The following is a 26,214-nucleotide window of genomic DNA, read 5'->3' as shown; positions in this document are numbered from 1 at the left end:
GCACGAGCGGCGCCACATCACATCCGCCGCGTCTCACGGAACAGTTGCGCGAGCGGGTACTGAAAACCTGGAACAACGTCAGCGCCGTCGAGGGTGTCGGCGCTCGTGTACAGGCGCATCGCGCCGCCGGCGCGATACTCGACAACGGTGTGCGTCTCGGGGTAGACCAGCCAGATAAGGCGCGATCCGGCAGTCAGATAGTCCTGCACCTTCGCCTGAACCTGCACGGCTGTCTCGGAGGGCGAAATGATCTCCACAACCAGGTCTGGAGCAAGCGACCAGAATCCGCTCTCGTCCTCCGGCGGCGGAATGCGTTCTTTCTGCACAAATGCAACATCCGGCGCGCGCACGACCGCATCCGGTTCGGGTTGAAGTTGAAACCCCGGCTCAGCCGTGTAGACTTCGCCCAGATCGTGCGCCTCGACATATTGTTGGAGTGCGCTTCCCAGCCGCATGGCGTATCGTCCCTGCTTCGGACTTGCCGGACTCATCATCAACAGATCTCCTCGCACCAGTTCATAGCGTTCTTCTCGCCCGGCGAACTGTTGCAGGTCGGCGACCGTCCACGGACGACCGGGCCGGGGCACGATGATCGGTTCCGCCGCAACAAGCGGAAGCGTGAGCGTCAGTGTGGCTGGGTGTCGAAGCAGCGTGTTCATATAACCATGATACCACGTCGTCCAGAGATCATCATGCCCGCCAGTGTGGGCTGGTTTGAGGCCCTTCTGTGAACCAGAGCAATGGCGCACGAGCGCCCGTCGGACCATCAGCCCGGCGGTTCAGCTGATCGGTTACGCCGAAATCAGACAGCGAAAGGGTGGGTTTGAGACCTCCCCCTACGCTTGTGCAGACTCTGCGCGCATGAGCGCCACCACACTCTCAACGTGCGGCGTTTGCGGGAAGAGATCGACCGGAGTTGCGCGCACAACCGCGTAGCCGCCGGCGATGAGGGTTTTCAGATCGCGCGCCAGGGTCGCCGGATGGCACGAGACATAGACGATCCGGCGCGGGGCACGGTCGAGGAGCGCGCGCAGCACGCGCGGATGGCAACCGCGTCGTGGCGGGTCAAGCACAACGGCGTCGAACCGACCGTCGAGATCGGCAAGCACTGCTTCGGCGCTACCGGTGATGAAGCGCACATTCGAGATATGGTTGACGGCGGCGCTGCGCTCTGCATCGGCGACGGCGCCAGCGTACTCCTCGACGCCGACAACGTCGATAGCATCACGCGCCAGCGGAAGCGTAAAGGCGCCTGCGCCGCAGTAGAGATCGAGCAGACGCCCACGCCCATCGTCGCCGAGACCGGCGCGGATCAGGGTCAGAAGCGTCGTTGCCGCCGCGACATTGACCTGAAAGAAGGTCGTCGGACGCAGCAGGAATGTCAGGTCTTCCAGTTCCTCAACCAGCGTATCGGCGCCGAGCGGCGGCAGGGTATTGGGCGGCGGAACGGTAAAGACGACGCCTGCCAGCGCAGGGGAGCGCGCCCGCCAGCGCACCGCCAGATGCCGGCGGTCGCCGCGCCCGCGCAGCGCGGCGACGCAGTACCCATGCGCTTCGCTTACGCGCAGCGTTACCTCCAGCGGCGGCGCATCGTCAGGTTCGTCGGCGAGCGCGCTCCGTAATGCTGCCAGCGTCTCATTCAACGTCGGATGCAGCAACGGGTCGTGATCGAGTTCATAGATCGACTGCGTATCAGCCTCGTAGTACCCGACCTGGCGCCCGTTGCAGTGCAGGCGCGCATTGTTGCGATACCCCCACGGTCTCGAGGCGGGCACTGTTGCTTCAACCACGCCGGGATCGACGTTGGCGAACTTGGCGATCTGATCGGCAAGAATCTGGCGGCGCAGGCGTTGTTGCGCTTCGAACGCAATATGCTGCCAGGGCATGTGGCTCGCGCCAGGGACCCGCGGGGCAACACGCTCGGGTGAGGCGGAAAGCACGTCAATCACCTCGCCGCGCGCATACGCTTGCTGCCGTTCCCGTAACCGCACAACAACGCGCTCGCCGGGGATGCCGCTGGCCGCGAACACCACGCGGTTCTGCCAGCGCCCGACGGCCTCGCCGCCCTGCGCAATGCCATCGAGCGTCAGTTCCAGCGTGTCGGGCCAGGGGGAAGATGGGGTTTGCTCAGCAGAATCAACCAAAGTCGCGCTCGCCAATATCGCTGCGGTAGGTGCGCCCCTCGAACTGCACCCGGTCGGCGTTGACCAGCGCCCGACCACGGGCGCCGGGCAGTGAGACACCCTGCGCCACTACGGTGGCAACCAGCCCGCCAGTGGTGCGCAGCCCACCCCACCCCTGCGGCGCACCACCCATGCCGAGCAACCCGCCAATCATCGAACTGAGGGCGTCGGTACTGCCACCCCGGCTGCTCGCCATGCGTGACGTGTACGGTACGGTCGCCGCCGGATTGGTCGTGGCGCTGTGAAAGACCATCACGCCCGGTTCGACATCCTCAAACCCGCGAACCTGCCCGCCAGTCGGGAAGAAATTGGGGTAGCCACGCGCCATGAGTCCCAGACCGACGCTCGATGTAGCGGACCATGTTGGCGGCGGCAGTTCGTGAAGGCGTCTGGTGATCGAGGCTTCAATCCATGGGATCAGATCATCGTCCAGGCGCGGCAGCACCACCTGCGCCTCTCCTTCGCGGAAACTGAACCGGAGCGCGGTTGCGCGGGGACCCTTGCCGGTGATGATGCAGTCCACGCCGATCAGCCCCCAGCACGGCAACCCCTCCTTCTCCAGACCTGCCACGAACGGCAGAATGAACTTTTCGTGCAGGTAGCGCGTCAGGCGCTGTGCAAAGGTCGAGTTACTCGCGTGCGCCCCAACGCCGCGCGCCTGAGCGCCGCGATCGCCCTCTTCGACCCGATCATACAGCCGGGTTGCCAGGAGCGGGACGGCGGTGCGTCCATCGGTCAGCGCCGAGAGCGCCACCCGTGGACCGCGGAGCACTGCTTCGATCACCACGCCTGCGCCGCCATCGAGTGAGCGCGCGGCGAACAGGCGTCGCAACCCTTCGAGCGCGGCAAACCGGTCGTCGAAGATGTCTTCGCCACCTGACGGGTGATCGGTCTTGATCATCACCGGCAGCGGCAACGTCGCCAGATAGCGCTCCGCAGTCGCCAGATCGGTGAACGGTCGTCCGTGCGCTGTGGGAATGCCGTGACGGATCATGAACTCCTTTGCCTGGCAACGGCTGCGTTCGAGCGCAGCTGCGCGACGCGATGCGCCCCAGACGCCGATGTGCAGCGAAAGAACCTCATCGACCAACCCGGTGTGCAGCGGCTCACTGGAAGCGGGAATCACCAGATCGATCTGTTCCTCGAAGGTCCAGCGGCTCAACCCCGCAGCATCAGCGCCATCGAGCGTCACCGAGGGGGCAAACGGCGCCGTCCCGCCATTGCCCGGCGCGCAGATCACTTCCGGCGACCGGGGACTGTTGATCAGTTTCCACGCCAGCGCATGGGCGCGACCATCGTCGCCGAGCAGAAGGATCCTCAGCATATGCCGTTCCTACGACCGTGCTGCCAGACGCAGCGATCCATTGGCGGGCCTGCCGCCCGACAGTTCCAGCCCTTCCTGCAATGTTGCCGCTGTGCGCAACCCCAGGTGAATGCCAAGCCCGATGAGCGTCTGCGCCACTTCCGGGCGAATGCCGACCAGTATCGTTTCGGCGCCCATGAGCCTGGCGGCGCTGGCGGTGCGCACCAGCGCCTGCGCCACCTGCGTGTCAACAATGGACACACCGGTAATATCGATAATAACGGTGCGTGTGTGGCGCTGCTGAACCGTATCGAGCACACTCTTCGTCAATGTCTCCGCCCGTGTGCTGTCGATGGCGCCGGAGAGCGGCACGACTACCGTTCCCTCCCGCACCGGGATCACCGGCAAAGAAAGATTGAGGATCAACTGGCTCAACTCCTGTTGCGCTGCCAGACTGCGCCGCAACTCGTCCGCCAGCGCCTGCTGCGCCGCCAGGGTCTGGGTCAATTCCGCCGTGCGCTCGGCGATGCGCTCTTCCAGCGTGGCGTTCACCTGCGCCAGTTCTTCCTGCATCCGTTCCGCCACCTGGCGCGCCTGTTGCGACTCACGAATGGTGCGCCGCGCAATCCGCGCGCCAATGTACGAAACAAGCCCGACAACCACAAGCAGAACGCTGCTGTTGAGCACATCCTGGCGAACATCGGGAAGATTCCAGAGATCGGGATGGGTCAGGCTCAACGTCAGCAAAAAACCGCTCACCACACCGCCGGTCACCAGCCAGAGTTGCGGCGGCGTAAGCGTCAGACTAGCGATGACAATCAGAACGGTCAGAAAGTATCCGACTCTTACTCCTTGTTCAGGCGCCGAATGAGCCACTGCAACCAGCGCTCCGGCGAGAAAGGCGCCAATGACGATCCACGCTGCAACACTGGCGCGCCCTTGCCGCGCTACTGCATATGCGCCGACAAAAAACAGGCTGCTGGCGATCGGTATCACAGGGTTGCCGCCCACGGGCGACAGCACAGCAAGAACCAGAAAGAGCGCATTCGCCGCCAGCATCATGACGATCAACTGCATCACGATCAGTGCGCGGCGTTGCACGTCGGGATCGGTCGCGCGCGTTGCCATGATGGTGTTGAGCCGGTTCCCCATATCATTCTCCGTAGCGTCATTCCTGCGTGCTGAGAAACGTATTCGGCATCATGATGCCACTCGTCCGATGCAGCGGCAACGATCGCGTCTTGCATGGCGCTGCATTCCGGGCAGCAGCCCAACCGCTCTCAAGGGCATCTTCATCATACCATGCGTATCGTGACCTGCTGATGCAGGGTAATGATCAGGATGGAAACATTTCCGCAATATTTGCATCGCCCGATTGCTTTTATAATAGGGAGACGCAATCGATTACGAGGCAGCATCGTTCTGACCGATAGAGCGTCCATCCGAACAATTGCCGTGCAAAGCCGGGCATGGGTAGGCGAAGGCATTGCCTTCGCCTACCCGGGGTTGTCTGGGGCGTGGAGATCGGTAGCCATAGGTGTGTTGCAATGCCTTCGCCTACCCGGGGTTGTCACCGCGCACGAAGCGAAGCAAACGCTCTGCTCAACTGGCGATCCGCTCGGACGCTGGCGCGCCCTGCAATGACGGCAAGAGCGTGGTTTTCGGACAGGCGCCTGCCTGGGGATGATCATGAAACAGCGACGTTTCGGCGCGCACATGTCGATCAGCGGCGGGTTGTACACCGCGTGTGAACGCGGACGGCGCGCCGGTTGTGATGTGGTGCAGATTTTCAGCAAAAACCAGCAGCAATGGCGCGCCCGACCACTGACCGACGAGGATATTGCACGTTTCAAGGAAGTGCAGGTCGTCGAAGGCGTACCGGTTGTGATGGTGCACGACTCGTACCTGATCAATCTGGCGGCGCCGGGCGATGAGTTGTGGCACAAATCGCTCGAGGCCTTCCGCGAGGAACTGGAACGCTGCGCACTGCTCGGCGTTCCGTACCTGGTCACGCACCCCGGCGCGCACGTTGGGTCTGGAGAAGAAGCCGGATCACGCCGCGTCGCCGACGCACTCGACCGGGTGTTTGAATCTGGCGTCGGCACAGACGTTATCGTGCTGCTGGAAACAACCGCCGGTCAGGGGAGCAGTCTGGGACGCCGCTTCGAGGAACTGGCGCGCATCATCGAATACTCCCGCTATCCTGAGCGCCTTGGCGTGTGTGTCGATACCTGTCATATCTTTGCAGCCGGATACGATATTCGCACGCCTGAACGCTACGCGGTGACGATTGAAGAACTGGATCGCGTGATCGGCATCGCGCGCGTGAAAGCCTTCCACCTGAACGACTCGCAGAAGGACCTGGGGAGCCGGGTGGATCGCCATACGCACATCGGCGAGGGATGCATCGGTCTGGAGGGGTTTCGCGCGCTGGTGAACGACGAGCGCTTCGCCGATCTGCCGATGGTGCTGGAAACCCCGAAAGGGGACGATCTTGCCGATGACATTCGGAACCTGACGACGCTGCGTAATCTGAGCGCTGAGGTTGACGGGGCGCAGAAAGGGTGACGTGCTATGCCTGTTCCTCCCGGTTTCCTGATGGACATCGCCATCCTGATTGTTCGTGAATACTGGCGCAGCCGCAGGCGACGCACTGCGCCAGCCATCGCACGAGCGCCTGCGCCGTCGAAAACGTCTGTCAGGCGCCTGTCGCCGGTCGAGCGCGTGCTGCGCCTGGCAGTGATTGCGGGTGTCTTGTGGCTGATCTGGCGCGAAGTCGCCCGGCGACGCGCGGCGCTGATCGAAGCGCGTCGCGCCTCTTTCAGGCGGGCGGCAACGCCGCCCGCCACGTCGCCGACCATCCCTCCGGCGCTTGCTGAACCAGCGCCCGCATCCGGCGATGCCGCGCCCGCCACGTCGCCGACCATCCCTCCGCCGCCTGCCGAACCAGCGCCTGCATCCGGCGATGCCGCGCCATCCGTACCGCCAGTCGAGCTGGTGGAACATGCGGTATCGGGCGCCGACGCCAGCGCCTCCTCACCATTGGAACACGCAGCGCCAGAAGGCGACGAAATCAAAAACGGCGCGCTGATCGGCTGGTGCGCCCGCTGCCGTACACGCCACCCAATGCAGCAGGTGACGTTCGAGGTCAATGCCAGCGGACGTTTCATCGCCCGTGGGACCTGCCCCGTCTGCGGCGCGGGGATCACTCGCTTCGTTGCGCGTGAGCGGATGGAACGGGGGAACGTTGAACGTTGAATGTTGCACGTTGCACGTGGGAAGGTGAAGTAAGGCATGAGGCGAGGGGCGCGAGGTGCGAGGTGCGAGGTGAGAGATGAGAGGTGGGAAGTCTAACTCCTAACCCCTAACTCCTAATCTCTAACCCCTGGTTCTCAGTTCTCAGTTTCCGCCCCACACACAGGAGGACATGTTGAAACACGATCTTGACCGATTGATGGCGGAACGAAATCTGGACGCAATCGTTGTGGAAGGACCGGACGGACTGGAAAGCGCCAATCCCGACTACAACTACTTTGTGGGCGGGCGGCACATTCCCGGTCTGATCATCAAAAAGCGCGGCGAACCGGCGATGCTGCTCCACGGACCGTGGGAGCAGAACGAAGCCGAACAGACCGGTCTCACGCTGGTGTCGCTCAATCGCTGGAATCTGCGCGAGATTCTCCACGAGTTTCCTGATGATCGCCTGGCGGCGCGCGCGGAACATCGCCGTCGCATCTTCATCGACCTCGACGTGCGCGGGCGCGTTGGCATTTACGGCACGGTCAAAGCCGGACCGTTCTTTGCGCTCATGACCCGTCTGGCGCAACAGATCGACGGACTGGAGATCGTGGCTGAACTTGATCGCGATGTGATTTCGATGGCGCGCCTGACCAAGGATGCCGACGAGATCGAACGCATGCGCGCCGTCGGGCGCAAGACGTGCGCCGTGGTTCAGGCAGCGGTCGATTTCATCCGGGCAGGACGGATCGATGGCGACCGTGTCCGCAGCGCCGACGGCGCGCTGCTTACCATCGGCGATGTGCGGCGGGTGATGCTGCGCGAGATTGCTGCGCAGGGGCTGGAAGCGCCAGCCGGGATGATCGTCGCACAGGGGCGCGACGCCGGCCTGCCGCATGCGCGCGGCGACGACGACATGCCGTTGCGTCCAGGGCAGGCGATTGTGATCGACATCTTCCCGCGCGAGGCGGGCGGAGGCTATTACCACGATATGACCCGCACCTTCGCAATCGGGTATGCGCCGCCGGAACTGCAACAGGCTTACGATGACGTGCTCGGCGCATTCAGAATGGTGACCGCCGCATTCGAGATGGGGGCGCCGACCAGGAAGTATCAGGATATGGTGTGCGACTACTTCGAGGCGCGCGGTCACGACACGGTTCGCCGCACCTATCCTATCGAGGAAGGCTACATCCACTCCCTTGGTCACGGTCTGGGGTTGGAAGTCCACGAAGACCTGAGCTTCTCATCGCTGGTCGACCGCGGCGACGTCATCGAACCCGGCGCGGTATTCACCGTGGAACCGGGGCTTTACTATCCGAGGCGCGGTTTTGGCGTGCGGATCGAAGACACGTACTATTGCGCGCCGGATGGTCGCTTCGAGAGCCTGACGCCATTTCCAAAAGATCTGGTGATCCCTGTGCCCGATAGGGATTGAACGAAACGGGAAAACCCGTTATAATAGAGGAAATATTTACTCTTACTTTCCGCTCCTGTATTACCAGAAAATCAGCAACGTTGGCCAAGCGTCGCGCTACAATAGCCGACCTGGAACACACTCTTTCGGATAGCAGTCTGCTCGACGTTCATCTCCGCACCAGCGTCGGGAGCAATTGACATGCCAGAGCGCAATGGAGCGTCGCTACCACGACCGCAGCTGGAAATCGATGGCGTGAGCCTCGATTTCGGTGGGGTGCGCGCGCTTTCCAACGTGCAATTCAACGTCTACCCTGGAACCATTCAGGCGATCATCGGACCGAACGGCGCCGGCAAGACCAGCCTCCTCAACTGTATTAGCGGACTGTATCGACCGCAACACGGAGCGATCCGCTTTGAAGGGCGCAACATTATTGGCATGGCGCCGCATCATATCGCCCGCCTCGGTATCGCGCGCTCCTTTCAGAATATCGAACTGTTCCGCCATATGACCGTACTCGACAATTTGATGCTCGGTCGTCACGTCCATATGCGCAGCGGCATCCTGAGCGGCGGCATCTACTGGGGGCGCGCGCAGCGCGAGGAGATTGCGCACCGTGAGATAGTGGAGCAGGTGATCGACCTGCTCGAAATCGAGTCCATTCGAAAGAAGGTTGTCGGGGCGCTTCCGTATGGACTCCAGAAGCGCGTCGAACTCGGTCGCGCACTGGCGATGTCGCCGCGTTTGCTGCTGCTCGATGAACCAATGGCTGGCATGAACAGTGAAGAAAAGGAGGACATGGCGCGTTTCATTCTCGATGTCAACGAAGAGTGGGGCGCCACCATCGTCCTGATCGAGCACGATATGGGGGTGGTTATGGACATCAGCGACCGGGTCGCCGTACTGGAGTTCGGTCTGCTGATCGCCGACGGCACACCCGCTGAGGTACGATCCGATCCGAAAGTAATCGATGCCTATCTTGGTCGTGAGCATACAATTCGTCAGGGATGGTGACCATGCGAATGGACGAGATGACTCTTTCGCGCTTGTTGATGCACAACGCGCAGCGTTTCGGTGATCGGGTTGCATTACGCGAAAAGGATTTCGGCATCTGGCAAACCGTCACCTGGCGGCAATTTGCCGATCATGTGCGGGCGTTCGCTATGGGATTGCGGGCGTTGGGCGTGCAACGGGGCGATACGGTTGCGATCATTGGCGACAACCGACCTGAGTGGCTGTACGCTGAACTGGCCACACAGGCCATCGGCGGCGCGTCGATCGGCGTGTATCAGGACTCGGTGGCCGAGGAGGTGCGTTACCTGGTCGAGGCAGCCGATGCGCGAGTGATAGTGGTCGAGGATCAGGAGCAGGTCGATAAGATTATTGAAATCTGGCCCCAACTGCATGGCGTCCTCAAGGTGATTTACTACGAGCCAAAGGGGTTGCGCAGGTATGAGGAGCCGTATCTCGCCGGTTTTCCCGAGATTGAGGAACTTGGACGCGCCTATGATCGCGAGCATCCCGGTCTGTTCGAGGAAGAACTGAACCTGGGACGATTGGACGATGTCGCCATCCTCTCGACAACATCCGGCACTACCGGCAAGCCCAAACTGGCGATGCTGACCCATCGCAACCTGATCAATCAGGGATCGGGGCTGCTGGCGGTCGATCCACTTGGACCGGAGGACGAGTTTGTGAGTTTTCTGCCGCTCGCCTGGGTCGGTGAGCAGATGATTACGGTGGCTGCCGGTCTGCAATGCGGACTGACCATCAATTTCCCTGAGTCCACCGACACGGTGCAGGAAAACATTCGCGAAATCGGTCCGCGGGTCATGTTCTCGCCGCCGCGAATCTGGGAGAATATGCTCTCGCAGGTGCAGGTCAAGATTCAGGACAGCACACGGCTCAAACGGGCAGTCTACGAATGGGCGCTGCGTCAGGGGTACGCCATGGCAGACACGCGCTTCAACGGCGTAGCGCCCGATCCGTTCCTGCGGCTGAAATATGCGCTGGCGCGCATCCTTGTCTTTGAGGAACTGAAGGATCATCTGGGGCTGCGGTTTCTCAAGCGCGCCTATACCGGCGGCGCGGCGCTTGGACCCGATGTGTTCCGGTTCTACCATGCGATCGGCGTCAATCTCAAACAGGTCTATGGGCAGACCGAAAGCGCCGGGCTGAGCGTAATCCACCGCGATGGGCAGATCAAGTTTCAGACGGTCGGCACGCCCCTGCCCAACACCGAGATTCGTATCGCCCCCAATGGCGAAATCCTGGTCAAAAGCCCATCGGTGTTCATCGGATACTACAACAACCCCGAGGCGACCGCCGAAACGCTCAGGGATGGCTGGCTGCATAGCGGGGATGCCGGCTACTTCGATGAGGACGGGCATCTGGTGGTCATTGATCGTGCAAAAGACGTGATGACGCTGCGGGATGGGACGATTTTCTCGCCGCAGTTCATTGAGAATAAACTGAAATTCAGCCCCTACATCAAGGAAGCGGTGGTCTTTGGCGGTAACTGGCCCTTTGTCACCGCTATCATTAACATCGACTTCGCCAATGTGGGCAAGTGGGCGGAAAATGCTCAGATTTCCTATACCACCTACACCGATCTTGCCCAGAAGCCGCAGGTCTATGACCTGATCCGCAAAGATGTCGAGCGCGGGAACGCCGATCTGCCCGCTGCTGCGCGCATCCGGCGCTTTTTGCTGCTTCACAAGGAACTCGATGCTGACGATGGCGAATTGACCCGCACCCGCAAAGTCCGTCGTCGCCTGGTAGCGGAACGCTATCACGATATCGTCGAGGCGCTGTACGGTGATCGGCGCGACATCGAGGTCGAAACCACGATCACCTATCAGGACGGGCGCACGGCGCTGATCAAGACGCGGCTGCGCATCGAGGATATGGAGGAATCAGAGGTCGTCGCATCCGACGGTCGGATGGAACGTGTGCTGGCGAGGTGATGCCGGCGAGGGGTGAGATGTGCGGCATGTGACGTTCGCTCCGCTCTGGCGGGTTTCTTATAGCGGTCAGTCAAGCAAAATGTTCGAGCGCCCGGTTCGCAAGGCGTAACGATTCCACAACGCGCGTTGGCATCAGCAGCCCCGCAGCGCCCCGGCAGTATTGTACAAATGACCGCGCATTAGTATCAGAAAGGCTGACGCAAGAGAGTATTGATTGCGAATCTTTGCGCCTTTGCGTTAACCCTTTCAAGAAGCGCCGGACGAGCAGAGAAGCCGTGAGTCGTTCGTACATTGTGGAGCAAGTGTGTGGAAAAAATCGTGCAACTGACCCTGAGCGGAATCGCCAATGGCGCCATTTTTGCGCTGGTTGCGCTTGGCTTTGTGCTGATCTACAAAAGCAGCGACGTGATCAACTTTGCTCAGGGTGAATTGCTGTTGATCGGCGCCTATCTGACGTATACTACGGTAGAGATGATCGGACTGTGGTGGCCTGTCGGCGTCATTGTCGCCGTGCTGCTGGCAGCGCTCGTCGGCGTGCTGATCGAGCAACTCGTGCTGCGCCCGCTCATCGGCGAGCCGGTCATCTCGGTCATTATGGTCACTATTGGGCTTTCGTCGTTGCTGCGCGCCATTATCGGCGGGGTATGGGGGGTGACGCCACGGACGGCGCCGCAGTTCCTTCCCCGCGATACGATTACGCTGTTCGGCGCCAGCGTTGGAGCGGATCGCCTGTGGGCGATTGCGCTGGCGCTGATCCTCTTCGCGCTGCTGACCCTCTTCTTTCGCTACAGCCGCGAAGGCATTGCGATGCGCGCCGTGGCGGATGATCAGCAGGCGGCGCTGAGCATGGGCATCAGCGTCAAAAAAGTGTGGGCAGTCGCCTGGGCAATTGCCGCCGTGACCGCCTCGGTCGGCGGCATTCTTTTGATGAGCATCTTCGGCGGCGTCTCCGGGCAGATCGCGCGTGTCGGCCTGCTTGTCTTCCCGGTGGTGATCCTCGGCGGTCTCGATAGCGTCCCCGGCGCGATTGTCGGCGGGCTGATCATCGGGTTGCTGCAATCGTTTGCAGGCGGGTACCTGCCGCCTGAACTCGGCATGGGCGAGGTCGTCCCCTTCATTATTCTGCTCCTCATCCTCCTGATACGCCCATACGGTCTCTACGGTCAGCGGATTATCGAGCGCGTGTAGCAATGGGACATCTTTATGCAAAGCGGAACGTTTCATACGTCGTATGCCGGCGATATGGCATTGCGACCGTACTGGGTCCAGCGGTTGCGGATTGCGCTGGTGCTGGTTGTCGTCCTGGCATTTCCATGGTTCGCCGATCGCTACTGGTTGAACCTGGCTAATACCATCGCGCTTGCCGCCATCGGGGCGATTGGTCTCAACATCCTGGTGGGGTACACCGGTCAGATCAGTATCGGTCACGGCGGTTTTCTGGCGGTCGGCGCCTACACCGCCGGTCTGCTCGCGGTGCGCCTCGATATGCCGATGTGGATCACCGTCCCGGTCGCCAGTTGCGTTACGGCGCTGGTGGGCGCCTTCTTCGGGCTGCCATCGGTGCGCCTCAAGGGTCTGTATCTGGCGATTGCCACGCTGGCGGCGCAGGAGATCATCATCTGGCTGCTGACCCACGGCAAGTTGCTCGGCATCGGCGAGTCGCTCACGCTGCCGCGCGCAGCAAATAATCTCTTCGGCATATCCCTCGCCGATCTGGGGAACAATGATTTTGTCTTCTACTGGATTACAGTCGGATGTCTGATTCTCACCGTCATCTTTGTCAGCAATCTCTTCCGCAGCCGAACCGGCCGCGCATTCGTGGCGATCCGCGACCAGGATATTGCGGCGCAGGTCATCGGCGTTGATCTCTTTCGCTACAAACTCCTGGCGTTTGCGACTTCATCGTTCTTTGCCGGGCTGGCCGGCGCGCTGACGGCGCACTACCGCGGCATCATTTCCTGGGAGCGTTTCACGATTGACACAAGCATTCTCTACCTGGCGATGATTATCATTGGCGGGCTGGGCAGCGTTTCGGGATCAATCTACGGTGCGGCGTTTATGACGCTGTTGCCGGCGCTGCTCTCGAACCTGGCGCGCGCTACGAGCGATGTCGTGCCGAATATCAACTTCTATCTGCCCTACATCCAGCAAGGCGCGTTTGGGCTGGCGATCATCCTCTTCCTGATCTTTGAACCCGAAGGGATCGTCAAGATGTGGCGCAATGTCAAAGATTACTTCCGGTTATGGCCGTTCAGTTATTAGGTTCATGACAAGGAGGACGGAATGCGCAACGAACGACGACGGTTCACCCTGCTGGCACTGGTGCTGGCACTGGCGACGCTCCTGGCGGCATGCGGAGGTCAGCCGCCAACGCAGCCGCCAGCAGGCGGCGGCGGAACGGGCGGCGGAACGGGCGGCGAGACGCCATCCGGCGGTCCGCCGATTAAGATTGGCGCAATTTTCGATCTCACCGGCGCGACGGCGGATGTCGGAGCCCCTTACTCCAAAGGACAGATTGCCTTCATCGAATGGAAGAATGCCAATGGCGGCGTGGCCGGTCGCCAGTTGCAACTCGTCAGTCAGGACTACGCCTATGAGGTGCCGCGCGCGGAGGAACTCTACACGCAGTTCGTCACGCAGGACGGCGTGGTGGTCTTCTCCGGCTGGGGCACCGGTGACACTGAAGCGCTCAAGGGCAAGATCACCGAAGACAAAATCCCCTTCATTTCGGCATCCTACTCGGCAGCGCTGGCAAATCCAGCAGAAACGCCCTACAACTTCCTGGTCGCGCCGACCTACTCAGACCAACTGATCATTGCGATGAAATGGGCGCTGGATGACTGGAAGGCGAAGGGGAAGAGCGGTCTGCCCAAATTCGCATACCTCATCAACGATAGTCCCTTCGGGCGCTCGCCGCTTGCCGACGGCACTGCATTCGCCCGGGCGAATGGCGTTGAAATGCCGCTGGAAGTGCCTTCGCCGCGCGGCGCCACCGACCTGACGCCGCAGTTGACGCAGATCCGCGATTATGGGGCTAACTACGTCTTCATGCAGAATGTCTCCAGCCCGGCGGCACTGGCGCTTAAGAATGCGAAGAGCCTGGGTCTCGATATCCAGTTCGTGTGTCTCAACTGGTGCGCCAACGAACTGCTGATCAAACTGGCAGGCGCCGATGCCGAAGGCGTGGTTGGCGCCGTGCCATTCAGCCCGGAGGGTGAGGGCGCGCAGGTAGCGCTCAACTTTGCAAAGGAGAAAGGGATCGATTATGGCGGCGCCGACAGCACCTTTGTGCAGGGCTGGACCGCTATGTCGATCCTGGTCGCCGGCATTGAACGGACGCTGAAGGATGGGAAAGAGTTGACCGGCGAGAATATCAAGAACACCTTCGAGACGATGGGACCGATTGACACGGGCGGCGTGACTCCGCCGGTGGTTTTCAGCACAACCGACCATGCAGGCGCCAAGGCGCTGCGCATGTTCCGCGTCGAGAACGGCAAGTGGGTGGCGATCACCGACTTTATCAGCGCGCGGTAGCTGCGGGGATGCGCCTGGAGGCGACGCAAGCGCAGGGGCGATCCTGTGTTTCGCGAGGATAGCGTTTTCTGGCAAGCCCCTATGCGCGTTGGGCGTCACAGCGCCCCCCGCCCTGGACGCTCAAGAGGCTATCTGCAAACCTTACGCGACGTGTGGCCGGGGGTGGGCGAAAGCAATCGGGTAGGCGAAGGCCGTCGGGGTAGGCGAAGGCCGTCGGGTAGGCGAAGGCCGTCGGGTAGGCGAAGGCCGTCGGGTAGGCGAAGGCCGTCGGGTAGGCGAAGGCCGTCGGGTAGGCGAAGGCCGTCGGGTAGGCGAAGGCCGTCGGGTAGGCGAAGGCCGTCGGGTAGGCGAAGGCATTGCCTTCGCCTACCCGACGTCACCTGTCTGAGGAGATCGGGTTTCCATGCAGCCAATGCTTTCCCTCAACAATATCGAGGTCATCTACAATGACGTCGTGCTCGTGCTCAAAGGGTTGTCACTCAACGTATCGGAACGGAGCATTGTCGCCCTCCTTGGGTCCAATGGCGCCGGCAAGAGCACGACGCTCAAGGCGATCTCTGGTCTGCTCAAGCCAGAGAATGGCGAGGTGACCGACGGCGAGATACGCTTTCTCGGTCAACCGATCCACAAAAAGGACGCCGCCGAGATTGTGCGGATGGGCATCTTTCAGGTGCTGGAAGGTCGGCGGGTCTTCGAGCATCTGACCGTCGAAGAGAATCTGCGCGCCGGAGCGTATACCCGCAGCCTGCACGGCTTCGATCAGGACCTGGATCTGGTGTATAGCTACTTCCCACGCCTGAAAGAACGGCGGAAACAGATTGCCGGCTTTCTCAGCGGCGGCGAGCAACAGATGCTCGCCATCGGTCGGGCGCTCATGGCGCATCCCCGGTTGATCCTGCTCGATGAACCCTCGTTAGGGCTGGCGCCACTCCTGGTCGAAGAGATCTTTCGGATTATCAGACAGATTAACAAAGAACGTCAGACGACGCTCCTGCTGGTGGAACAGAATGCGCGCCTCGCGCTCGATGTCGCCGACTACGCCTACATTATGGAAAATGGTCGCATTGTGCTGGAGGGGTCGCCCGCCGACCTGAAAGACAACCCCGATGTGCGCGAGTTCTACCTGGGCCTCAACGAAGTCGGTCGTCGTAAGAGTTACCGGGAAGTCAAGACCTACCGGCGTCGGAAACGCTGGCTTTCATAGAGGTTTGCTTCATGGATATCAACGATTTCTACGCAGGCTTTGATCGGCGGGTGCGTGACATCGTCGCCTATGGCTACGACCGCTCTCCGGCATTCCGGCAACGGATGGAGGCTGCCGGGTTGACGCCGGACGATATCCAGGCAACGGCGGATCTTGCCAGGTTGCCCGTTTTACGGAAAGAGCAGCTGGTCGAGATACATCGCCAGGGTCCGGGGTTAGGCGGTATGCTCACCGTTCCGCTTTCCGGCTTGCGGCGGATCTTTCAGTCGCCAGGACCGATCTACGACCCGGAGCCGGACGAGCCGGACTCATGGCGGTGGGCGCCCGCCTTCCGCGCTGCCGGATTTGGTCCCGGCGATATTGTGCTGAACTGTTTCGGATACCATCTCACCCCTGCCGGGGTCATGTTCGAGGAAGGCGCACGAGCAATCGGCTGCGCGGTCATTCCTGGCGGGATTGGCGGTCAGGCGCAGCAGATCGACGCCATGGCCCATCTTGGTGTCACCGCGTATGCGGGGCTGCCCAGCTATCTGAAGGCGTTGCTTGAGAAAGCCGTCGAACAGGGGCACGACCCGCATTCCTGGCCCCTCAACAAAGCCTTCGTCGCGGCTGAGCCGCTTCCGCCCTCGCTGCGGGCGCTCTTTGAAGAACAGTACGGCATTCTGGTCTATGACGGCTACGGCACGGCTGAAACCGGTAACCTGGGGTACAACGGTCCAGAACGACAGGGGTGGCATCTCCCGGATGATGCACTGGTCCAGGTTTGCGATCTGAACACGGGTGAGCCGCTGCCCCCAGGTCAGACCGGCGAAGTCGTGGTGACGCTGTTTCGCCAGGATTATATCCTGGTGCGCTTCGCCGTCGGCGATCTGTCGGCGCTGATGGAACCGGGGGCGCCGACGGTCATTCCGACGCCGCGCCTGGTCGGGTGGCTCGGACGCAGCGGCGACAGCGTCAAGGTGCGCGGTCTTTTTGTTCATCCCCGGCACGTGGAAGAAGCCATCCGTCCTCTGCACGGAGTAACAGCCTATCAGGCGGTCGTCGTCCGCGAACACCACCGCGACGACCTGATCTGCCGGGTTGTTCCGGCGGCTGACGCCGATACAACCGCTCTGAAGCAGTCTGTCGAACAGGCGCTGCACGACGCGCTCAAACTCCATTGCCGCGTTGAGATTGTGTCTGCCCTGCCCGCAGGCGCCCGCCCCTTCGTCGATGAGCGCACATGGGAGTGAGGGTGAGGGCAGAACATCGCGCCAGGGCGCGTCTGACCTTTATTCGCTCCTGGAGTATCGCATCGACGGCAAGATCGTGCGCAACGACGCCTCATTCGAGAAAGACTACATCCTCGGGCGCTACGGCGCGATCCCCTTTATCGGCAATGTGCGTGACCTGCCTGGAGCGCGTGATGGGGAGGCGGAAGGAAGACAGCAGAGCGCTCCTGCTGCGGACGGTTGACCCGAACGAGTTGTCCTTGCAAGGACTCCAACACGCTCACTGTCTCGTGGATGAGTCCACTGCACAAAGGCTTAACCACCAAGGACCCGAAGCGCACGAAGGTAAAAAATGAAGCGCATTTCCTTTGTGTCCCTTTGTGACCTTCGTGGTTCGCTTTTTGCAGTGAAGTCGTGGATGCGATATGCGAGGGCGACAAAATCGGGATCATAGGTACAGACAACAATGCCGGCGTGATCGGGCGTCGATCCATCCATAAGCTATGCGTCTTCGCGCTCCCTGATCTGCTGATCGATTTCTTTCCGATGCAAGCGATAGAATGCCCATGCGTGAGCGAGATCTTCAGCACAAAGAGTCGGGTAGGCACGAAGCACGTCCGCCTCTGAACTGCCCAGACGCCTCGCCTGAACCGACACCCATACCGGGATGCGCGTCCGAACGATGCATGGTTCTCCGCCGCACACGCCAGGTGCGCTCTCGATGCCGGGAAAAGCATCTCCCAGATCACGCACAATCCCCTCCAGCACCTGCGCCTTCTCCGCACGCGTCAGGGTTTCAAGCAGTTGCTCCGCGCTCAGCCACGCGGAACTTACACAAGAACAGATGTGTTCTTTGACAAACCTCCTCGCTGAAGATACAATTTGTGTGAAATTATCACACAGAAGTGCTTTTCACGCACAAAATCATGCTCATCGAATTCAGTGTCGGCAACTATCGTTCATTCCGCGATCGCAAGACCCTCAGCATGGAAGCAGCAGATATCTCGTCGCAACCGTCGCATCTTGACAAGCGGAACGTCTTTGCGGTCAACCCGGAATTGCGCCTGCTCACAAGCGCTGTGATCTACGGCGCGAACGCGAGCGGCAAGAGCAATCTCGTCGCAGCCATCAACTTCATGCGCCAGTTTGTCCTGAACTCCTCACTCCTGACCCGATTCGGTCAACCGATCAATGTCGAACCATTCCGCCTCAGCACAGTGACCGACAGCCAGCCGTCGGAATTCGAGATGGTCTTCCTGATCGATGGCGTGCAGCACCGGTACGGTTTCGCAGTTGATCGCCGCGAAGTCGTCAGGGAATGGCTCTACCGCCTGGGAACGATACGTGAGTCGACGCTGTTCACACGCGCCGGACAGACGATCGAGGTCAATCGGCGCGCGTTTCGCGAAGGGCGCCGTCTTGAGGTTCGCACCAGACCCAATGTGCTCTTCCTCTCGGTCGTTGCGCAGTTCAACGGTCCTGTCGCTCAACGAATAACCGAATGGTTCGCCTCGCTCGATGTCAACACCGGCGTTACAGATTGGGAAGATATGGCATGGACGCTCGCCAGGTTCGATGACTCGCCCTACCGCTCGACAATCGAGAAACTCATACGGCGGCTCGATACCGGGATCGAGCGTTTGGAGGCGAGGCGCATCCCTATAACCGAGGACATTCCGCTTGATATGCCTGATGAGGCGTCTCAGCCGGTGCAACGAACGTTCGACATACCTTCTGAGGTATCTGACGTCGTAACCCAATCGATGCGCAGGTTACTGGACGAACGTTCACGCTTCGAGAAGATTGAGCGTGTTCATATCAATACCTACCATCAGCGTTTCGACGGCGAAGGACATCCGGTCGAAAGCGTCGCCTTCGATCTTGAACAACACGAATCGGCGGGAACACAGCGCCTTTTTGTGCTGCTGCACCCCATTGTACGCGCGCTCAAAGAGGGTGGCGTGCTGGTCATTGATGAGTTCGATGCGCGCATCCACCCCAATCTGGCAGTGGAACTGGTCCGCCTGTTCAACGATCCGGCGACCAATCCGCACCATGCACAACTCATCTTCACGACCCACAATACCAATCTGCTGAACGCAAAACTCTTCCGCCGCGATCAGGTCTGGTTCGTCGAAAAATCACGTCAGGGCGCGTCTGATCTCTACTCGCTCCTGGAGTATCGCATCGACGGTAAGATTGTGCGCAACGACGCCTCATTCGAGAAAGACTACCTCCTCGGGCGCTACGGCGCGATCCCCTTCATCGGCAATGTGCGTGACCTGCTTGGAGCACGTTATAGGGAGACCGAGACGGAGGAGTGAACGCATCCGCGGACGACGCGGACGCACTGCCAATGTGCGCCACGTGCGGCAGCGGTTTCTGATCGTCTGTGAAGGCAGTCAAACCGAGCCGAACATTTTCAAGCGTTCGGGGTTCCGGGGTGTATTGTGGAGGTCAGAGACACGACAAAACGCGGAGTACAGCTCATTGAGGAAGCTATCAGGCGCCGAAGCGACGATGAATATGACCAGGTCTGGTGCGTCTTCGACCGTGACAATTTGCAGCCCCAGCAGATTGCCGCCGCTTTTCAACGCGCACAACAAGAAAATATCAATATCGCCTTTTCCAACCAGGCATTTGAGTTATGGTATCTGCTGCATTTCAATTACCATAATACCGCCATACCGCGACAGGATTACTGCACACGATTGCAACGCCATCTTGGGCAATATGCAAAGAACAGTACAGCCATGTATACCCATCTGCTTCGTTGGCAGCAGACAGCCATCGCCAACGCGCGCCGTCTACATCAATCGTACAACCCCTGGAATCCGGCAACCGCCGATCCTTCAACAACAGTGTATCTGCTTGTCGAGGAGCTCAACCGGCATCGACGACCGTAGAGATGCCTCTAACAGAGCGATCAACCGGGTGTTGCACAATACTCGCCCGTGCTAACCGTCTTGCGGCTGACGTCAGCCGCTCCACGTCCTTATACAGGCTCGGGGCGCTGCGGGCTAAAGCCCTCGCTGAGGATGCAGTTCGACCATGCTCACCGCACGTCCCGCTGGGGCTACTGATGACGATGCATGGTCATACCATCCCCGACCGACGCTGCGCGTTGACCGTTGTGCCAGGCACAACGAATGCTCGAACATCTTGTCTGACTGACTGCAATGATGCGATGGTCCAGGTTTTGGTTGATCGATCTCTAAGTCAATTGCTCAGCCCGAACGCTAGCGTTGCCGCCACTGCGCGATGATCCGAAACGCCGTCCCACGGACCGACGGTTGCACCGACGCACGTCAGGTCGCCGGAGATAAAAATGTAGTCGATGCGCACCAGCCACGATGGTATGGGAATCCCTAGGAGCGTGCGTTCCCCGCCGGGCCAGGTGAACCCCGCCCCGCCGCCGTGCTTCTGCCAGACGTCGATCAGCTCGCTTTCGAGAATCCGGTATGCCCGGTGGAACGGCGTCGCATTCATATCGCCGGCGACAACCAGCGGTTTGCGGTGGTCGCGCGCGAAAGCGGCGATGGCTTCCATCTGCCGCTCACGTTCGCCGATGGCCCACGTCATCCAGTCGCGCGGTCCGACCGGCGGGATCGCATGGACATTCAACAGCGTGATCGTTCTGACCGGAGTGTCAATCTCGACCACCTGCGGCGCGCCGATCCAGTGCTCTCCTGGCAGTTGCACTGCGGAGCGCTGCAACGGAAACCGGCTGATCACCCCCATGCCGGTGACGCCCCAGTGCGGATCGAGCGCCCGGTAGGGGTATTCACCCTTGAGATCGCGTTCGAGCGCAGCGGCGATAGCGGGGTTGAGTTCCTGGAGGGCGACGATGTCGGGGCGCGCTTCGCGGATTGCCGCGATGACGCGATCCGGGCGATCATTGCCGCCGTTGATATTGAACGTCATCACCCTGAACTCTGATGCTCGCGGGGCAAAGCCGGGCGTGATGGACGGCATCCAGGGCGCCGCCAGCAGCGGCGCTCCGGGCACGAGTAGGAGAATGCTGAAGGCAATGGCAAGCGGACGACGGACGATGAGCGCAAAAAGCAGGATAAAGGGGAGCGGCAGGAGCATGTAGGGCGTTCCGGCGTTGAGCACGAAAAGCCACCACCAGCGATCCTCGTAGACCGTCCGCGCCGCCAACCATACGGCGATGAAGAGCAAGTAGATGAAAACCGGCGCCAGCAGGAGGCTCACGAACCAGTGGCGTTGCTGGCGCAGCTGGGATGGTGCAGGGTGCATGCGAGCGTTCCTTTCGAGAACTCGGCTTGTGCCGCCATGACCATGAACGCTCGCGGCGCCGGTTTTGTTTCCTCTTGCCTTACTCGTCATGCAACGCCACGACCGGGTCGAGACGTGCGGCGCTGCGTGCAGGCGCGATGCCGAAGAAGAGACCGACAGCCAGTGAAAATCCGAGCGCCAGCAGCGCCGAGTCGAGGCTCAGACTGGTTTGCAGGCTGCTGAACTGGCTGACGGCGAGCGCGATGACTGCGCCGGTCAGTAGTCCAATCAGCCCGCCAATGCCGCTCAGCGCCAGCGCTTCGATCAGGAACTGGATCAGAATATCCTGCTCGCGGGCGCCGAGCGCTTTGCGCAGCCCGATCTCGCGCGTTCGCTCCCGCACCGACACCAGCATGATGTTCATGATGCCGATACCGCCGACCAGCAGCGAAATTGCGGCGATCGCCGCCAGAAGCAGGGTCAGCATCTGCGTCGTCTGCGCCACCGTCGCCAGAATATCCGCCTGATTGATGATGCTGAAATCATCGCTGCCGCCGTCGAGCGGCAACCCGTGCTCCTCGCGCAGCACCGTCGCAACCGCTTCCTGGGTCGCGTCCATTGCGCCGGCGTTGCGCGCCTGCACCACAATCGTTGAGACCAGCAGCGATCCGCCGCTGATCGCCCGCCCGCCGAACAACCGGCGCTGCGCCGTGGCGAGCGGGACGATGACGCTATCGTCGACCGAACCAAACCCGCTGCCGCCCTGCGTCTCGAGGACGCCGATCACGCGAAAACTTTGACCGCCAAGGCGCACGCGCTGACCGACCGCATCGCCATCGGGAAACAGGGTATCGGCAACGTTGGCGCCCAGCACCGCTACGCTTGCGACCGAGCGCGCATCATCATCGCCGATGAATTCGCCTTCGGCAACTGTTGTGTTGTGAACCGGAGCGTATGCAGGTTCGGCGCCGATGACGCGCACGTTCAGGTTGCCGGATGCCGCGACGATCTGCGCATTCCCGTAGTACTCCGGCGACACGAACGCGGCGTCTGGCACGCGCGCGGGATCAGCAAGCGCCCGCGCATCGTCGATGGTCAGCGACTGCCCCTGCCCGATGGCGCCGCCAATGCCCCCCTGGTTGCTGGCGCTGGCGCGCACTGTGAGGAGATTGGCGCCGTTGGCGGTGATCATCGAGGTGATCGACTCCTGCGTGCCGCGCCCAATCGCAACCAGGGCGACGACCGCCGCCACGCCGATCATGACGCCAAGCGTCGTCAGAATGCTGCGCAATGGATAGTTGCGCACACTGGCAAGCGCGAATCGCAGGGTGTCGCGCCAGCCGATGCCGTAGGAGCGCAGATCGGCAAGGATATCGTCGGACAGTTCAGCGGTGTCATCGACCGGCGCCGGACTCAATCGTTCAGTTTCGATCATGGCGTTCCTCCGCAGAGTCGTGGATCAGCAACCCGTCGCGCAGTTCCAGCACCCGCCGGGCATACTGCGCCACGTCGTGCTCGTGGGTGACCAGAATAATCGTCACGCCGAAGCGGTTGAGATCGGCCAGCAGGTCCATCAATTCAGCACTGGTGCGCGTGTCGAGCGCGCCGGTCGGTTCGTCGGCGAGCAGCAACGCCGGTTCGGTGACCAGGGCGCGGGCAATGGCGACGCGCTGCTGCTGCCCGCCCGATAATGCGTGTGGCCGGTGATCCTTGCGGTGTCCAAGCCCGACCCGTTCGAGCGCGGCTGCAGCGCGTTCGAGCTGTTCGGCGCGCGGGATTTTGCCGCGATACGCCAGCGGCAGGGCGACGTTCTCCAGCGCTGTGTTGCGCGCCAGCAGGTGGAACTGCTGAAAGACGAATCCGATCTTCTTATTGCGCACCGCTGCAAGGAGCGCTGCGTCGAGCCGCTCGACCGGCAGACCGTCGAGATGGTAGGAACCGCCGGTTGGAGTATCGAGACATCCGATCAGGTTCATCAGGGTCGATTTGCCCGATCCCGACGGACCCATGATGGCGATGAACTCTCCGCGCTGAATGTCGAACGACACACCCTGCAATGCCTTGACTTCGACCTCGCCCATCAGATAGGTGCGCGCGAGGTGACGCACGCTGATCATGGCGTTCATGGCCGTCCTCCGCCGACGCCGGGAGGCGGTCCGCCATCCAGCGGGATCATGCCGTTCTGTGTCGTGGTGCGTTGGGAGGAGGTCGTTGCGGGAACGACCACCGTATCCCCTTCCTGGAGGCAAAGATCGCCGGTGTCCACACATCGCACGATTTCCGTCCGCCCATTGCTGCTCAGACCCGTCTCGACGCGCACCAGTTCGTCCGCGCCGCCGGAACGCACCAGAATGAACTGAGTTCCTCGCTGCGTCTGAATGGCGCGGCTCGGAACTGTGAGTACGTCCGCGTGTTCTTCCACCAGGATGTCGCCAGTTGCCGACATGCCGATTTTGACCGGAACGGCGCCGGGATCGAACTGCACCTGCACCATGTAGGTCACGACATTCTGTTGCGTGCTGGCAACGGGCGAAATCGACTCGACCTCGCCGCGCACCGTGATGTCGGGCAGCGCGTCGAAGAAGAGGGTCACCGGTTGCCCGACCGCCACCTGCGCAACGTCGGTTTCACTCAGGTTCATCTCGATGTGCAGCGTTGCGGGATCGATCAGGGTTATACCGGCATTGCCGCTGACCCGCGCGCCTGCTGTCACATTCACGGCAGCGACGATCCCGTCGAAGGGCGCGCGCAGCGTTGCCGCTTCGAACGCGCGTTTTGCGCTTGCGTACTGTGTGCGCGCCTGAGCGACCGCCGCTTCCGCAGCAGCGATTTCCGTCGCCGATGCGGGGGACGTGAGTTTCTCCAGCGCCAGTTTTGCCTGTTCGACCTGAATCTGCGCCGCAGCAACATCGAGCGCCGAACCGCTGCCGGTCAACTTATCGAGTTGCGCCTGCGCCTGGACAACCGCCGCCCGCGCCTGGGCAAGATCGCTGCCGGAAGGATTGAGCAGCGCGTCGTACTGCGTCTGCGCGTCGCGCAATGCCTGTTCCGCCTGTGCCACATCCACGACTTCCTTCTGGCGCGCGGCGTCGTAGGCGATCTGCGCCTGTTCGACCGACGCCTCAGCGCTGCGCAGCGCCGCTTCAGCCTGTACAAATGTGTCATAGTACTGCTGGCGTTGCGCATCGTTGAGTTTGTTGGGAATACTTTTGCCGCTGGCATCGGCGCGTTCAGGCGTGATTGGATCCTGCCCTGTCGCCTGGACGAACTCCCAGTTCTGTTTCGCAGTCGCATAGCGCGATTGCGCCTGCGTGAGCGCCGTCACCGCCTTTTGCAAGTCGAGTTCGGTGCGGGTTTTGCTGGTCGAACTGGTATCGCGGGTATTCTGGAGGTTCGCTTCCGCCTGGCGCAGTTTCGTTTCAGCGGCGCTTAGCGACGCCTGGGAGGGATTGGTCAACGCTGCGAGGCGTGCGCGCGCCGACTCGAGGTTTGCCTGCGCACTGCGAAGGTCGGCGGCGGTTGCATTCCCTTTGCTGACCTTCGCCAGTTGAATCTCGGCGGCTTGCAGCGACAGCTGCGCCTGACGAATCTCCAGCGCCGATGCGCCTTCACCGCGCGCCGACGCCAGGCGCGCCTCCGCCGACTTCAGGTTCGCCTCCGCCTGCGCCAGTTGCAATTCCAATTCCGTCGTATCCAGCCGCGCCAGCGCCTGACCGGCGCGCACCGTGTCGCCAGTTGACGCCAGCACCTCAGCCACCTCACCCGATGTGGCAAAGACCAGATCGAGTTTGCGTGCGGGTTGCACCGAGCCGCTGCCACTGACCGTTTCCGTCAACGTTTCCCGCAGCGCCGGGACGGTCGCCACAGAGACGGGAGCAACCGTTGCGGCGCGCCACGCAAACCACACAACGCCTGCAAGAACCAGCAGCAGCGGGATGATCCAGAGCATCCACCGGTGCGGCAGGCGCTGTCGCCGAACACCGGCTGCCTGTGGAACCGATGATGTCGCCTGCATATCCGAACCTTTCTATCAGCATCTCAATTTCTTTGGCACGACTGTAGCAAATGATTCTTCAGAAAATGCGAAGGATCGATGAATCATCGAAGTATGCGGCGGATGCCCGTTCGTCGCCTCTACGCCACCCGCTACGCACCTGGTTTTTGAACCACAGAGGCGCAGAGGACACGGAGAACATAGAGCAACCTTCGCACCTTCCTATGCGGAGCGTTCTCGAGGGCGCACAGCGGGTGCAGGCATGATTGGACAGGAACCACTGCGGTTCTGGCAGACGGCGTCCGCGCGGACGTGATGGAGTTTGATTAAATATTCCGCTATCCGCCTACCTGCCCGGCGACTGATTGGTCAGTAAACGAAGTTTTCTGACTTTTTCAGCTCTGAGCGCAACGAAGGTTATCCTGCATCAGGACAAGGCGGATTCTTCGCCACACGCAACCGATGAAGCACCGGAAGGGCGCCGGCATAATGGGTCAAGACACGACGCTCCGGCGGCCAGCGATTGACATCGCCCCTGACGGGCCTGCGGCCTCCCGTCCGCCTGCGCGGACGGGAACGGCGGCGTCCACGCGCGGTGAGCGTGTCGAACCGCGCAGGTGGACGCCCGGCGGAACGACTGCCCGGCGCGACTTCAGTCGCCAGCCCAGGCGCAGCGCCACCTGCGCGCGTTGCATCGGCGCCGTGTGCGAGGGGACACCAGCGGCGCACCCCTACCGGTTACCGGCGCGTGTTGCATCGGCGCCGGGCGCCTGGGCGCGCCCGCGGCGCGCCCCTACCTTCCACCTGCTTCCCTCTCGTCTCGTACGATTTACAACCCTTCTTTTTCCACCTCTCAAATTTCGACTGAACTAATATATTGGCGTAAGCAATTACACTTTTCGCAGACATAAACGCCCTCTTTCCCT

General features: G+C 61.4%; 22 protein-coding genes. 13 read left to right on the top strand and 9 right to left on the bottom strand.

Features of this window, described 5'->3' with window-relative positions; translation table 11 throughout:
- Positions 1-17: 17 nt before the first annotated feature.
- The 4 genes from AC3EA7_RS16185 to AC3EA7_RS16170 all read right to left on the bottom strand — a co-directional run bounded on the left by AC3EA7_RS16185 (position 18) and on the right by AC3EA7_RS16170 (position 4,638).
- A complete protein-coding gene (locus AC3EA7_RS16185) occupies positions 18-659 on the bottom strand; it encodes a Uma2 family endonuclease (protein WP_488615109.1) in 642 nt (213 codons plus the stop codon).
- A 177-nt stretch (positions 660-836) separates the two neighbouring features.
- Positions 837-2,144 carry a 23S rRNA (uracil(1939)-C(5))-methyltransferase RlmD gene (rlmD, locus tag AC3EA7_RS16180; RefSeq protein WP_488615108.1) on the bottom strand — a complete coding sequence of 436 codons (1,308 nt, stop codon included), beginning with the start codon at positions 2,142-2,144 and terminating at the stop codon, positions 837-839.
- Positions 2,137-3,507 carry a phosphoribosylamine--glycine ligase gene (locus AC3EA7_RS16175; protein ID WP_488615107.1) on the bottom strand — a complete coding sequence of 457 codons (1,371 nt, stop codon included), beginning with the start codon at positions 3,505-3,507 and terminating at the stop codon, positions 2,137-2,139. The genes rlmD and AC3EA7_RS16175 overlap by 8 nt, the downstream gene beginning before the upstream one ends.
- A 9-nt stretch (positions 3,508-3,516) precedes the next feature.
- Complete coding sequence (locus AC3EA7_RS16170; RefSeq protein ID WP_488615106.1) at positions 3,517-4,638, bottom strand: STAS domain-containing protein; 1,122 nt, start codon at positions 4,636-4,638, stop codon at positions 3,517-3,519.
- Between the two features lie 537 nt (positions 4,639-5,175).
- Here AC3EA7_RS16170 and AC3EA7_RS16165 point away from each other — a divergent pair.
- The 11 genes from AC3EA7_RS16165 (at position 5,176) to AC3EA7_RS16115 (ending at position 17,299) form a co-directional block, all read left to right on the top strand.
- On the top strand, positions 5,176-6,054 hold the full coding sequence (locus AC3EA7_RS16165) for a deoxyribonuclease IV (protein ID WP_488615105.1): 879 nt from the start codon (positions 5,176-5,178) through the stop codon (positions 6,052-6,054).
- Between the two features lie 6 nt (positions 6,055-6,060).
- On the top strand, positions 6,061-6,744 hold the full coding sequence (locus AC3EA7_RS16160; protein WP_488615104.1) for a DUF5679 domain-containing protein: 684 nt from the start codon (positions 6,061-6,063) through the stop codon (positions 6,742-6,744).
- 169 nt (positions 6,745-6,913) lie between these two features.
- The gene (locus tag AC3EA7_RS16155) at positions 6,914-8,161 is read left to right on the top strand and encodes a M24 family metallopeptidase (protein WP_488615103.1); all 1,248 of its coding nucleotides are present in this window, start codon (positions 6,914-6,916) and stop codon (positions 8,159-8,161) included.
- Between the two features lie 180 nt (positions 8,162-8,341).
- Positions 8,342-9,154 (top strand): ABC transporter ATP-binding protein, encoded by an 813-nt coding sequence (locus AC3EA7_RS16150; RefSeq protein WP_488615102.1) that lies wholly within the window; start codon positions 8,342-8,344, stop codon positions 9,152-9,154.
- A 2-nt stretch (positions 9,155-9,156) separates the two neighbouring features.
- Entirely contained in the window at positions 9,157-11,106 is a 1,950-nt protein-coding gene (locus AC3EA7_RS16145) for an AMP-binding protein (RefSeq protein ID WP_488615101.1), read from the top strand.
- A 306-nt stretch (positions 11,107-11,412) separates the two neighbouring features.
- Positions 11,413-12,294, top strand: a complete 882-nt coding sequence (locus AC3EA7_RS16140; RefSeq protein ID WP_488615100.1) for a branched-chain amino acid ABC transporter permease — start codon at positions 11,413-11,415, stop codon at positions 12,292-12,294.
- A gap of 15 nt (positions 12,295-12,309) precedes the next feature.
- Positions 12,310-13,368 (top strand): branched-chain amino acid ABC transporter permease, encoded by a 1,059-nt coding sequence (locus tag AC3EA7_RS16135; protein ID WP_488615099.1) that lies wholly within the window; start codon positions 12,310-12,312, stop codon positions 13,366-13,368.
- A 21-nt stretch (positions 13,369-13,389) separates the two neighbouring features.
- Positions 13,390-14,640 carry an ABC transporter substrate-binding protein gene (locus AC3EA7_RS16130; protein ID WP_488615098.1) on the top strand — a complete coding sequence of 417 codons (1,251 nt, stop codon included), beginning with the start codon at positions 13,390-13,392 and terminating at the stop codon, positions 14,638-14,640.
- 403 nt (positions 14,641-15,043) lie between these two features.
- The gene (locus AC3EA7_RS16125) at positions 15,044-15,844 is read left to right on the top strand and encodes an ABC transporter ATP-binding protein (protein WP_488615097.1); all 801 of its coding nucleotides are present in this window, start codon (positions 15,044-15,046) and stop codon (positions 15,842-15,844) included.
- Between the two features lie 11 nt (positions 15,845-15,855).
- Positions 15,856-17,076 carry a phenylacetate--CoA ligase family protein gene (locus AC3EA7_RS16120; protein ID WP_488615096.1) on the top strand — a complete coding sequence of 407 codons (1,221 nt, stop codon included), beginning with the start codon at positions 15,856-15,858 and terminating at the stop codon, positions 17,074-17,076.
- Positions 17,057-17,299 carry a hypothetical protein gene (locus AC3EA7_RS16115; RefSeq protein ID WP_488615095.1) on the top strand — a complete coding sequence of 81 codons (243 nt, stop codon included), beginning with the start codon at positions 17,057-17,059 and terminating at the stop codon, positions 17,297-17,299. Before AC3EA7_RS16120 ends, AC3EA7_RS16115 begins: the two co-directional genes overlap by 20 nt.
- A 257-nt stretch (positions 17,300-17,556) precedes the next feature.
- Here the strand turns inward: AC3EA7_RS16115 and AC3EA7_RS16110 are convergent, their stop codons facing one another.
- Positions 17,557-17,808, bottom strand: a complete 252-nt coding sequence (locus AC3EA7_RS16110) for a DUF433 domain-containing protein (protein ID WP_488615094.1) — start codon at positions 17,806-17,808, stop codon at positions 17,557-17,559.
- Between the two features lie 173 nt (positions 17,809-17,981).
- On the opposite strand from AC3EA7_RS16110, the gene AC3EA7_RS16105 reads away from it, so the two are divergent.
- Positions 17,982-19,379, top strand: a complete 1,398-nt coding sequence (locus tag AC3EA7_RS16105; RefSeq protein ID WP_488615093.1) for an AAA family ATPase — start codon at positions 17,982-17,984, stop codon at positions 19,377-19,379.
- A gap of 126 nt (positions 19,380-19,505) precedes the next feature.
- Positions 19,506-19,961 (top strand): RloB family protein, encoded by a 456-nt coding sequence (locus tag AC3EA7_RS16100; protein WP_488615092.1) that lies wholly within the window; start codon positions 19,506-19,508, stop codon positions 19,959-19,961.
- 313 nt (positions 19,962-20,274) lie between these two features.
- On the opposite strand, the gene AC3EA7_RS16095 is transcribed toward AC3EA7_RS16100, so the two are convergent.
- The 4 genes from AC3EA7_RS16095 to AC3EA7_RS16080 all read right to left on the bottom strand — a co-directional run bounded on the left by AC3EA7_RS16095 (position 20,275) and on the right by AC3EA7_RS16080 (position 25,309).
- Entirely contained in the window at positions 20,275-21,315 is a 1,041-nt protein-coding gene (locus tag AC3EA7_RS16095; RefSeq protein ID WP_488615091.1) for an endonuclease/exonuclease/phosphatase family protein, read from the bottom strand.
- Between the two features lie 79 nt (positions 21,316-21,394).
- Complete coding sequence (locus AC3EA7_RS16090; protein ID WP_488615090.1) at positions 21,395-22,729, bottom strand: ABC transporter permease; 1,335 nt, start codon at positions 22,727-22,729, stop codon at positions 21,395-21,397.
- Positions 22,716-23,420, bottom strand: a complete 705-nt coding sequence (locus AC3EA7_RS16085) for an ABC transporter ATP-binding protein (RefSeq protein ID WP_488615089.1) — start codon at positions 23,418-23,420, stop codon at positions 22,716-22,718. Before AC3EA7_RS16085 ends, AC3EA7_RS16090 begins: the two co-directional genes overlap by 14 nt.
- Positions 23,417-25,309 carry an efflux RND transporter periplasmic adaptor subunit gene (locus AC3EA7_RS16080; RefSeq protein WP_488615088.1) on the bottom strand — a complete coding sequence of 631 codons (1,893 nt, stop codon included), beginning with the start codon at positions 25,307-25,309 and terminating at the stop codon, positions 23,417-23,419. Before AC3EA7_RS16080 ends, AC3EA7_RS16085 begins: the two co-directional genes overlap by 4 nt.
- Positions 25,310-26,214: the final 905 nt, after the last annotated feature.

The sequence above is a fragment of the Roseiflexus sp. genome (genome assembly GCF_057785375.1).
Note: the sequence above shows the minus strand (reverse complement) of the source record. Positions and strands in the feature narration are given on the sequence as shown.